Here is an 11,392-nt window from a genome sequence, read left to right as displayed (position 1 = left end):
AGTACTCGACGGTGTAGCTCAACTCCTTGGTCTGTGCTTCATCTTTTACATAGTAAATGTTCTGCACATTCGAACCTGTTGCGGAAATCTGCATGGTTGTCGGCTGACCTACCTTCACTTTGTAACCGGTAGTAACGGTGGGATGAACCGGCAGGTTAAATGTGCCAAGTGGTGCTGTGCCATTCACTGGATTTACCATAATGCCTGGGACCTTGGTTTCTTTTCCATCAATGTAATAGTTAATGATGTAGGGAGCTTCGGTCTGTTTGTAATATGGAATTTTAACAACCTTATTGGGATAAGCTGCGTTAACTACCACAGACTCTGATGTCTGGGTTATCTGACGAATATAGTTGTTCCCAGAAACTGCTATATTGCCCGGATATTGTACCGTATACGTTCTATAAGGTAACGATGTGCTACCATTATTCTGATATTGCTCTGTCTTCATAACCCATGCATCATCAATTTTAGGTGCTACCGTTCCATCCTCATACAAGGGGTCTCCTGCTTTATTCACATAATAATATTGAATCTCAATGGTTCCGGCGTTTAGTGCCGCTGTTGGTACCGGGAAATACCGCACAACAGCATCTCCGTTTACATTGTTGTAAGTCATGGTCGTTGTACCATTGAGGTACAATGCCGAGCCCGATGGAGCTGTCGCTTTTGCCTTTACACGATAGCTAAGCGTAATACCCTCATCACCTGCCGGGAGCTTTTCAAAGTTCCAGTTGATAGCGGTACGACCGCTATATTCCTGCGTATTGAGAGTTGTAGTACTTGCTGTACCCACGCTCGGCGAGCCAAGAGAATCTCCTACCAATTCGAAGTGTAAACCAATGGGGTCTACAACAAAGCAGTTCTGTGCGGCATACGAGATGGAGGCTGCAATGTTTGCAAAAATCTGCGACAGATTAGAGCCGATTGCAGAGTAATACTTACCGCCGCCCTGTGCGCATTTTTCCAATGTGTCTTTTGCCGTGTCGGAGACATCAAAGCCAATTGTGTTAATGACTGCACCTTTTTCGGTGTTTGCAGCCTTTGCAGCATTAATCGCATATCCTGAATTTCGAACGGCCTGAGAAGAACCTGTAGTATAAGGCCGGTTTGCCTCTCCGTCTCCCAGCAGTACGATATAGTTGTTGTTCGTACCGGAAAGTAGACTGGCTGCCGTTACAATACCTTCTCCAATATTCGTTCCGTCACCTTTACTTGGCATTTTAACATCATCTATAGCTTTCAAAATTTCAGCTTTATTATTGGAGAGAATAATGTTTGTTGTAGCATCTCCGGAAAATGAAACAACCCCAATCTTAATATCGGCATTGGTGCTACCTTGCGGCATTAGTTGATTCACAAGCACTTTTGCAGCATCTTTCGCATAGGTTAACCTCTGGCAGCTTTCAATGTGCCAGTGCAAGCGGCCGCAGGCAGACTCTTTCATACTGGTTGATTTGTCAATTACTAAAACAACATTGGCCGCTGGGTTTTTGACAATGTCTTTCCCCTTTACTGTCAACGTAATATCATAAGTGTTAGGCTGCCCGGCAACAGGTACTGCTGATTTAAAAAGCTGAACCGCACCGGGTGCTTCTCCCTGCGGGTCGTTTGCTGGCCGAGAGGTTGGCAGGTCTGTATCGGTCGGAAGATAAGGATTGCCTGCCGAACGTTCCTTAACAACCTGCCCTTGTGTGACTGTGACCGGAGTCTCCGCGGCAAATGCATTCATCGGCGTCATCGTTACCAAAATTAATAATGCTAGGAACATTGAAGTTATTCTTTTTAGTTTCATACTCTACTCTCCTTTTTACTTTGTATGTAATTTTTCTATTTCTCATTTATATACAAATTATCGAAAGAAGGTTTGCTCCAATCGATTATTTCTACCGGTATTTCTTCCTCTTCTGCAAGTGCACTGTCCATCAACTTAATCATCTCCAGTGTGCTGCGGTAGCGCTGTGTTTTCTTCCGCTCAGCCCATGTAATCGTGCCCTGCCAGCTGGAATTCTGCCTGAACTGAACCTGTATAATAAACGTGGCCTTGTCGCCCGTCTTGCTTTCTAACAAAGAATCACTCATATCGTTTTTTGCCTCATTCATAATGCCAATCTCCTGTGGTTTCTTTTTTTCTCCAAAGCTTCTGTAATGGTTATAGGCCTGTGGGTACCCTGTTTGATCACACAGATCATCCATTTTATTGATTAGGCTCATAACGCCTGTAAAAGCAATTGGTTTTTTAAGGTAGCGGTTAAAAATCTCTCCGTGAGGCTCTCCGCTTTCGTTCTTATGGATACAAATCAAAGATTTCATTGCACCATTATGCTGCAAGCTCTGTGCTTCCATCTGCACCAATGTCCCCTTCTTCTTTTGTTATACCTAATTATTCCATAGCACAGTCACAGCACAGTAACAAATAGACGGATTTTGTGCTTTTTCTAAATATTTTTGTTACCAGCTTCACTTTAAAAACTGGTTTGAATGTTTTAAGACAATAGGACAAGCGTTATAGGCAGACAAAAAACAAGAGCCCCGCATGCAACGTATGCGAGGCTCTTGTACTGTTTTGATTTTGTTCGGCTATTTCGCAATCTTTTTTGCCATTAAGTCCGGCGAGGTACTGTGGGAGATTGCGTCTTTTGCGGAGATCGTCCCTTTCTTATACAGGTCAGAAATGCTTGCATCCATACTCATCATCCCCTCCTCCGACGAGGAGAAAACCACCGTTTCTATTTGATGCGTTTTCGATTCTCGGATCATATTGCAGATAGCGCCGTTGCAGAGCATAATCTCAAATGCGGGCACCAGGCCTCCATCTATAGTGGGGAGCAGCTGCTGAGAAACCACCGCCCGCAACGTCATCGAAAGCTGGATTCGGATTTGCCCCTGCTGGCTGGGGGGGAATGCGTCAATAATGCGGTCAATGGTTTTCACCGCACCCACCGTGTGTAGTGTGGAGAAAACCAAGTGCCCCGTTTCCGCCGCAGTCATGGCAATGTTGATGGTCTCGTAGTCGCGCATCTCACCCAACAAAATCACATCGGGCGATTGGCGCAATGCCGCGCGCAGGGCGGTGACGTAGTTTGCCGTATCGGTGGGGATTTCGCGCTGGCTCACAATACTCTTTTTGTGCCCATGCAAATACTCAATCGGGTCCTCCAATGTGATGACATGCGAACTGCGTGTATTATTAATCGAATCAATCAGACATGCGAGCGTAGTGGATTTTCCGCTGCCCGCAGGGCCGGTTACAAGTACCAGCCCCTTTTTGCTGTCGGCAAGGCGCAGCACTGTCTCGGGAATTCCCAATTGCTTTGGGTCGGGCAAACGAAAGGTTACCACACGGATGACCGCTGCCAGCGAACCACGCTGCAAATAGGTGCTTACACGAAAGCGCGAAATCCCTTTGAGCGAAAACGAAAAATCATCATCACCGCACTCAAGAAAATGATTCGGGCTGCGTTCACCCGCCAACTCGTAAATACCCAGAATCAGCTCTCTTGTACTCACCGGGCTAAGCTTTTCCTCCGATTGATCCATAATATTATTGTTGATTTTATAGCAAAGCGGACGCCCCGACACAATAAAAATGTCAGATGCTCCTTTGTCTACCGCATCTTTCAAAACTGAAATCAATTCCACATGTCTTCCCCTTTTGTTAAAAAATCGGCAGGTTGCTTATTCCCGCCACATTCACCTGTTCTTCGCCTTGCCACTGCTGTATCGGCTGCACCTGCCAGCGCAAACGCTGAAGTGGTCCCGTTGGTTTTCCCGCAATATCCAGCTCTGTACCAAGCTCCACATGCAGTTTTTTTTGGTCGTTTATAGGTACATCGTAGCGAAGCACCAAAGAGCCACCTGCAACTTCGTAAGTAAGTTTTATATCAACAAGCTGAAGCTGTGCAAACCAGCCATCGGCACCCGTTCCCTGTAAGGCCTTATGCAGCTTTTGCAGGTACTCTTCCGCTTTTGCATCGGCGGCATAGTATTCGGCGGTTGCCTGTGCCGTTTTTTGTGTAAGCTTATAATCGGCTTTTGCCGAAACCAGAGACAGCGTCGCAAAGGTGGTAAGACAAAGCACCACAAAGATTACTAAAATAGAAGAACTCCCAACGCTGATTCCCGTATTGTTTTTTTCTCTGCCCATACCGCCGCCCCCCTTCTTGCACTTTTTTAACCGATATAGCTGCTAACCTTTACATAATAGAGAAGTTCTTCGCCTTTGTTCATCGCCACATCGGCGTAAAGTATGCCATCTGCGCTAAGTGTTTGGGTTACTTGCAGCTGATAACCTGCCTGCTCTGCCTGCGTGGTGGGGTTCCAGTCTTTGTCGTAGTACACGGCAAGTGCTTCGCCTTGCTGCACCGCACCCAGCCGCAAGGCAAGTTTTTCTCTGTCGCCCTGCGCATTTTTTACAGTTTCTGCCGCCGTTTGCACCTGTACTACCGCCTTGTTCAAGTCTTTGCTTGCAACGCTTGTGAGGTGTGCGCCTACAAACAAATTAACACAAACCGCACTTGTTATGGCAAAAAATAAGATAATTACCACCAACTCCATGAGGAACAAACCGGACTTTGGTGTTCTGTGTACGCTCACACGCTCACCCCTTTTGCACTTCTATTTGATCTCACACCGGAGGTTTATTTTTAATACGGTAGCTTCACCTGCTACATCGGTTGCGAGGAGGTTTAGCATGCCCTGTTCGTCCTGCTCAATCTGCAAATTCTCAAGCTCCATAATGGGTTGCCCGTCGGCGGCTTTTACCTGCGTACCACCAGCCACCATCACCTCGCACAGCTTGCCGCCGCTGCTGTAGATCCAAGTTTGATAGGTGGATTCCCCCACCTTTTGCTCCAAAATCAAGGCATCCGCACCGTCTACCTCGCCAAGCTTTACGCCATTTGCAACATCGTTTTGCCTTATTTTCTCTGCAAGGTAAGCAATGGATGTGCGCGTGTTGTAGTTTTGCGTCATACCGGCCACAGTTTGTTTGTAAACATTTGCCCCGAGCAGCACGACTAGAAGAGCGGATGTTGCAAAAACGCAAAAAAGTGCCAATGTAAACAGCAAATCAACTACATGTCCCTTTTCCTGCTTCATATCCGTCCTCCCTTTCTGCTTGTTCTCAGCCGCTGCTCTTCTGCTGCCCTGCTTCTCGAATGGGAAATACCGCTATCTGCGGCATTAGGTTCGCACCTATGCCCTGATAATGATACACATACTGCTCCCGATCCAGCACCAGCCCGTAGTTTTGTTCCATATAGTCGAGGCTCTTTGGGTATTGCCCCTCCAGTGCATAGCACTGCACCGCCGCGCGTCGAAGCGCCTGCTCAGCAGCCTTCAGGCGCTCCGTATCAGTGGATTTTGAGATGCTGCCTAGCCCCGTCATAAGCAGTGCTACCAATATCGCAAAAAACAGGATTGGCAAAGTTAGCTCACGAACCGCAGTATCATCCCGTTTTTTACGCGAAAAGATATTCACCATATCTGTTTCCTCCTTTTTGCGATGTCAGCCGATTGAGGACATAATCCCCATCAGCGGCAGCATAACAGAAAGCAATATCATGCCGACGATAATAGATAAAACTGCAACCAGTGTTGGCTCCAATACCGAAATGATGTCGGAAATTTTAGTATCTATTTCTTCCTCATAGCGCTGTGCAATCTTTTTCATTACCGTATCCACTGCACCTGTTTTAAAAGCAACGGTGAGCATGCTTGCGTACACGCCCGAAAAAACCTTCATCTGCACCAGCGCATTTGAAAACGAAGCGCCGTCTGCCATAAGCTGTTTGATTCCCACAATTTTTGCTTTGGTTTTTTCATTTTCAATCAGCTCGCCGGCCATGTCAAGCGATTGGTCTGTATCGAGACCGCTCGAAAGCATCAGCGCCATGGCGGATGCAAACCGCCCCGCCGCAATCTTGGCTGAAAGCTTGCGCATAAACGGCAGCCAATCGTAAACGCGGGAAAGTGCAGCCCGACCGTTCTTAGTGCGTCTCATCAAAACCGCAATCAGCAGCAAAACCAGAATGAATCCAACAATCCACATGGAGTAGCGGCTGAGTACCGCACCAAAGTTCATAATACCCTGTGAGAATGCAGACATCTCGCTGCCGAGCTGGCGGAACACCTGATTAAAAATCGGCAGTACCTTTACTACCAGCACCGCAATCACCACCGCCATCATTCCAATCATCACCATGGGGTAAGTCACCGCGTTCTTAATGCTTTTGTTGATCGTTTCGTTTCGCTCGTAGTAAGCACAAAGGGAGTCCATCACCTCATCCAAACGGCCGGAGGTTTCACCGATGCTCACCATGTCCACCACATATTTGGGGAATCTGCCGCATTGCTGCAGCGCAAAAGTGAGCGTTCTGCCTTCCTCTACATGAGAAAGAATCGTTTGCAAAACCTCCTTGCCCCTACCATCCTGAACATCCCCGCTCATGATGGAAATACCCTCCTGCACTGAAATACCCGCTTTGATAATCAAAGCCAGCTGAGCGCAGAAAGCAGAAATCTCACTGGGCGTAAGCTGCCTTTTTTCTTTTTCTAGAGCTACCATACCGTCATTCCTCCTCACAAGCGTGGGCTATATGCCTAATACACAAACATTGCGTTGTAATTGCCGCCGTTGCCGATGTAATTCATAATATCGGGGCTGCTTTTTGCGCTGGATGCAAAGGTAGGATCCATACGCACCCACGAGGTGCCATCAAAGTAGATGATATCGTTAATCCAGCCCACATCGGTGATATAAACGCTGATCCACGCATGATAAACACTGCCTGAGTACCCCACTACCAGCTTGGTGGGGATTCTCTGCGTTCGCAGCATCGTCACCATGACCGCAGCATAATCAAAGCATATTCCCTTCCCTGTACTGATAATGGTATCGACATTGGGTAAGTACCCTGATGTGGCGGTTGCGGCCTTATCAAAATCATAGCTGATATTGTTGACAACATAATTGTAGACCTTTTCAACAACCTCAAGGTCGCTATTGGCAGTGCTTGCAAGCTCCGAACCCAAAGTAACCGTATTGCAGCCCGACCAGAAATTTACGTATTGGTTGGGATACAGGTATGGAAGCAGGCCACTTCTCAGCGTAACCTGAAGATACTCGCCACATGCCAACGCGTACTGGTTGCCCGAAACATTTTCGAACACATTCAGCGTATAGCCGCCACTGCCTGCTGTGAGGGGAAAGGTTTCGTAGCTGCCGCTTGCATTCAAATTGTAAGTATAGGTAGTACCGCCGTCGCGCGTGAGCTGAAGCTTTACGTTGGAATTGCTGCCAAGATAGCGAACCATCACGTAGCCCTCGGCAGTGTTGGAGGCATCAATCTCTGCCAGGCTGTTGCCCAAAACGCTTGTCCCATCGGCAGACGGCACAAGCACCTGCGCGGTGGAATCCCTCACACCGGTAGGTGCCGACGGTTCAGAGGATGCAGGCGGGTCGGACGGTTCAATGGTTGTAGCAGACGGCGCCCGAACGCTTTCCGGTTCGCTTATGCTGTCTGCCGGTTTGCTCTCGCTGCTTTCAGCCGTACTGTGTGCCGAGCCGGACGACGATTCTTCACCGGATGAAACAGATGAACTTATTTCACTGCTTACAGAAGGCACACCAACCGCAGCGGAATCACCGCAGCCTATCAGCATAAAAAACAGACAGCCTACAATGAAAACCGCCAAAGCACGGTGGTAATTGCGGTAGCGTTTCATTTCAGGCTGTCCCTCCATTCTGTCAAATCTAAAAAAGTCTATTCCTCACCCGAGGCTGTTTTGTCTTGCTGTGCTGCTTTGGATGCTTCCTCGTCCGGGCTGTTTTGCAGGTCTGCATCCCAAGATTTTGCATCGCGTTCCCAAGCAAACGGTTTTTCCATTCCCTCCACCCATGGCCGATAGGAATAATCTTCGGTATAAGGCACAGTTGCTTTCAGCTGTGCCCGCACTACAATACGCTGGCGCGTTGTGCCGATTGGCGTACAGGAAATCAGCGTCAAACACTCGAACCCCTGCCCGTAGATGGGCCCCCAATCGGATGGTTCGATAATTTTGGTGTCTTTATATTCATACACATAGATGTTATTGTTGTAAACCAAATAACATAAATCCCCGGCCGTGAGCTTATGGATAAAATAGAAGTGCGCACCCTTGATGTCGCGGTGCCCGCCGATGCTCACATTGTGGTTTTCTCCGCCCGGGAGCTGTGCATAATCGAACAGCCCGGGGCTGATATCAAGGTACTCATTGCTGACACCCGCCTGAACCGCTGTATCCACGCCCATGCGCGGAATTTTTAGTACCATCTGCCCCGACTGGTAATTGGCGCGCTCTTGGGTGATGTAAAGCTTGTCTTTTAAATATTCCTCATCATAAAGTGGTTCGTCGGCTGATGACGATTCTGTGGGTTGCACCGGAACAGGCTGTATAGGTTCAGATTCCGTCGGTACCGGTGGTAGCATAGATTTTATGCTGAGCGCCAGCAAGCAAACTCCGATTATCAAAAGAATAGCGGAAGCCAGCTTTCGTTTCTTTAACGTACCGTTTTTTTTCTTTGGCCCTCGCCCACACTCGTTATGATCGAAACTCTCCAGTTGCTCCACCTCGCTTCAGTTTGTTGGATATAGCTTTTCTGTCACTCACCGTTATTTAAAATATTCGATGCGTACTGCGTCAACAGCTATCATACAGTCCCGCCATCTTTGATTTCACCTGTATAAAACTACACATTACGTGCTAAGCTCTTAGCTTAATTATATCTGTTTTTTTCTAAAAAGGAAGAAGATTCTAATTATCTTTATTTTTTTGTAAATTATTGTTAATTGTTTTCAAAAAATGATATAATAAAAATAAATATTAGTGAAAAATAGAGATACGATTGGAGTGCTCTTTATGCCGCAAAATGAACGAACTAACACAGCAGATACCGAGCAGATTCAAATTTCTATGCTTGGCAGTTTTCAACTGCGCTGCGGCGATAAGATTGTAGAAGACAGCGGCAGCCGTGCACGTCAGCTATGGAATGTACTCGAGTACTTAATCGCATTTCGCAACAAAGATATTTCTCATTCTGAACTGCTTGAGACACTTTGGCCGAACGACGAAACCGATAACTTTGCCAATACCCTAAAAAGCCTCATTTACCGCATTCGCACCACCTTGAACAATTCCGGCATTCCGCTTGCTAAAGACATGATTGTTTATAAGCGTGGCGTATACAGCTGGAATAACAGCCTGAATACCGTGGTGGACTGTGAGGTGTTCGAGGCTTTGGTAAAACAGGCCTCTAACATCAACTTGTCTTCCAATGAGCGCATTGAACTCTATCTGAACGCAATTCAGCTTTACAAAGGGGATTTTCTACCCAACTCCGCATACGAGGCATGGGTAATACCTCTTTCGACTTACTACCATAACCTCTATATAAAATGTGTTCGCGACGCTGTCGCCCTGCTCAAGGAATTTAGCCGCTACGATGAGATTATCACCATTTGCGAAGCGGCGATTATCATCGATCCGTTCGAGGAACCTGTACATCAATCCCTGATTCATGCCTGGGTGATGCTGGGCAATTCGCAAAAAGCTCTTGCTCATTATGAATATGTCACCCAGCTTTTTTACCGCGAGTTGGGTGTAAAGCCATCGGAGCACCTGCGCAGTGCCTACCGCGATATTATTAAAACGGTAAGCCATGTAGAAACCGACATTGAGATTATAAAAGAAGACCTGCGCGAGGCCAGCCAAACCACCGGGGCATTCTACTGTGAATATGAAGTTTTTAAAAATATGTATCAGTTAGAGGCGCGTTCTACATCCAGAACAGGCCGAACCGTATTCATCGCCCTGCTTACCGTTACGACTGAAAATCAGCAAACCCCCGACATCAAGCTGCTAAATTTTGGCATGGAAAGGCTGCTTGAAACGATTTGCAACAGTCTACGGCGCGGCGATGTAATCGCACGCTTTAGCGCCACCCAGTATGTATTAATGCTCCCTTCGCTCACCTATGAGAACGGGCAGATGGTTTTAAAGCGCATCATAAAACAGTTTAAAAAGAGCAATTCCCACGTGCCGCTGGTAATTTGCAGCAATCTGCAGCCGCTCGATCCGGTTTCCCCTTAGTAAAAAAAAATTTTATTTGGTTAATTGTTTGCTGCCTCAGCTTATAACAAGGCAATTTTATTCTTTACGGAGGTCGAAATGTATGGCATGGAGTGAAACTTATAGCCTACAAAAGCAACCCACAACTATGGAAATCAGCCGCTTTATCAGCAGCCCCTTATGGGATGAGCTCTGTAGATTTATTGAAGAGCAATACCATGTTTCGCCAAATATTGCGTACAGTAAATGCTCTATGGCCCCCGGGTGGAATGTGAAGTACAAAAAGGGCGGTAAATCCATCTGCACCTTGTACCCAAGCGAAGGCTGTTTTTCCTGCCTTGTTGTAATTCAAGATAAACAGCAGGTGGAGGCAGAGTTTATGCTCATGGGTTTTGATCGGCATGTTCAGGATATTTATCAAAAAACCAAGTCGGGTATGGGCGGCAAATGGCTGATGATTGACGTTACAAGTGAAAAGATATTAGCCGATTTAAAGGATTTGATTTACCTTAGAATGAAGCAAAGCGATAAGCATTTGTGCCGTTGATGATTCGACCCGACGAATAAGCAAAACACCTATCATGTTAAAGCAGGGCAACCATGAAATGTTGCCCTGCTTTTTTGTTGTTCGCAAAGGAAAGATATTTTGCTATGTTAACTATTCCCGCAAAAATTGAATATAAAAAAGGAACGTACGGTACCGCTAAATACCGTCTGTTCCCTTTTGGTTTTGATAAGAGTATCGCTGAATCGTATTACAGTTCTTTTTTATGTGCGTGCTCCTTAATCTTGTCAAAGGTTTGCTGACTGATCACATGCTCCATGCGGCATGCGTCAGCAGAGGCAACCGATTCTTCCACACCCAGTGCAATGAGATATTTTGTCAGCAGCTGATGGCGCTCATAAATGTTGCTGGCAATCGCGTAACCCGATTCGGTCAGCTCGATCAGCCCGCTTTTATCCATTGTGACATAGCCGTTTTCTCGCAGTAAACTCATCGCCCGGCTGATACTGGGCTTGGTAAAATCCATCTCGGCTGCAATATCAATGGAACGAACCGCTCCGTGTTTGTTTTTTAGAATAAGGATGGTTTCGAGATAGTTTTCACCCGATTCCTGGATTTTCATGATTTTCATTCCTCCTAATGCAGCACTGGTTTTCATTTGCGGTATAATTGCCCTTCTTCGGCGGTTGCCGCGGAAGCGGCGAGCCGAAGGGGATTAGAACGAGTCAAGACCACCCCTAAAAGGGGTGGCTTGCACGAGCCCTATAAGGGCTTAAT

At 46.8% G+C, this 11,392-nt stretch carries 13 protein-coding genes; 2 read left to right on the top strand and 11 right to left on the bottom strand.

Going from position 1 to position 11,392, the window contains the following annotated elements; all coding sequences use genetic code 11:
• The 10 genes from RTV33_RS15065 to RTV33_RS15020 all read right to left on the bottom strand — a co-directional run.
• Positions 1-1,795: VWA domain-containing protein (locus tag RTV33_RS15065; protein WP_312645624.1), on the bottom strand; the 1,795-nt coding region annotated here is incomplete at its 3' end.
• Positions 1,796-1,830: 35 nt separating this feature from the next.
• Positions 1,831-2,352, bottom strand: a complete 522-nt coding sequence (locus tag RTV33_RS15060) for a hypothetical protein (protein ID WP_312645622.1) — start codon at positions 2,350-2,352, stop codon at positions 1,831-1,833.
• 228 nt (positions 2,353-2,580) lie between these two features.
• Positions 2,581-3,642 (bottom strand): PilT/PilU family type 4a pilus ATPase, encoded by a 1,062-nt coding sequence (locus RTV33_RS15055; RefSeq protein ID WP_312645620.1) that lies wholly within the window; start codon positions 3,640-3,642, stop codon positions 2,581-2,583.
• Between the two features lie 16 nt (positions 3,643-3,658).
• Positions 3,659-4,147, bottom strand: coding sequence for a hypothetical protein (locus tag RTV33_RS15050; protein WP_312645618.1), 489 nt, complete (start codon positions 4,145-4,147; stop codon positions 3,659-3,661).
• A 26-nt stretch (positions 4,148-4,173) separates the two neighbouring features.
• Positions 4,174-4,596: a hypothetical protein gene (locus RTV33_RS15045; protein ID WP_312645616.1), complete on the bottom strand. Its 423-nt coding sequence runs from the start codon at positions 4,594-4,596 to the stop codon at positions 4,174-4,176.
• Positions 4,597-4,617: 21 nt separating this feature from the next.
• Positions 4,618-5,100: a DUF4860 domain-containing protein gene (locus RTV33_RS15040; RefSeq protein WP_312645613.1), complete on the bottom strand. Its 483-nt coding sequence runs from the start codon at positions 5,098-5,100 to the stop codon at positions 4,618-4,620.
• 25 nt (positions 5,101-5,125) lie between these two features.
• Positions 5,126-5,485, bottom strand: a complete 360-nt coding sequence (locus tag RTV33_RS15035) for a hypothetical protein (RefSeq protein ID WP_312645611.1) — start codon at positions 5,483-5,485, stop codon at positions 5,126-5,128.
• A 24-nt stretch (positions 5,486-5,509) separates the two neighbouring features.
• On the bottom strand, positions 5,510-6,568 hold the full coding sequence (locus tag RTV33_RS15030) for a type II secretion system F family protein (protein ID WP_312645609.1): 1,059 nt from the start codon (positions 6,566-6,568) through the stop codon (positions 5,510-5,512).
• A gap of 35 nt (positions 6,569-6,603) precedes the next feature.
• Positions 6,604-7,728: a transglutaminase-like domain-containing protein gene (locus RTV33_RS15025; protein ID WP_312645607.1), complete on the bottom strand. Its 1,125-nt coding sequence runs from the start codon at positions 7,726-7,728 to the stop codon at positions 6,604-6,606.
• 38 nt (positions 7,729-7,766) lie between these two features.
• Positions 7,767-8,495, bottom strand: coding sequence for a class E sortase (locus tag RTV33_RS15020; protein WP_312645605.1), 729 nt, complete (start codon positions 8,493-8,495; stop codon positions 7,767-7,769).
• Positions 8,496-8,901: 406 nt separating this feature from the next.
• On the opposite strand from RTV33_RS15020, the gene RTV33_RS15015 reads away from it, so the two are divergent.
• A complete protein-coding gene (locus RTV33_RS15015) occupies positions 8,902-10,131 on the top strand; it encodes a BTAD domain-containing putative transcriptional regulator (protein WP_312645603.1) in 1,230 nt (409 codons plus the stop codon).
• 82 nt (positions 10,132-10,213) lie between these two features.
• Positions 10,214-10,657, top strand: a complete 444-nt coding sequence (locus RTV33_RS15010) for a DUF3788 domain-containing protein (RefSeq protein ID WP_312645601.1) — start codon at positions 10,214-10,216, stop codon at positions 10,655-10,657.
• A 208-nt stretch (positions 10,658-10,865) separates the two neighbouring features.
• Here the strand turns inward: RTV33_RS15010 and RTV33_RS15005 are convergent, their stop codons facing one another.
• Entirely contained in the window at positions 10,866-11,237 is a 372-nt protein-coding gene (locus RTV33_RS15005) for a metal-dependent transcriptional regulator (RefSeq protein WP_312645599.1), read from the bottom strand.
• Positions 11,238-11,392 lie beyond the last annotated feature (155 nt).

This window comes from Hydrogenoanaerobacterium sp. (assembly GCF_032017025.1).
Lineage (GTDB): Bacteria > Bacillota > Clostridia > Oscillospirales > Ruminococcaceae > Hydrogenoanaerobacterium.
The sequence above is the reverse complement of the archived record's forward strand: the minus strand, read 5'-3'. Positions and strand labels throughout refer to the sequence as shown.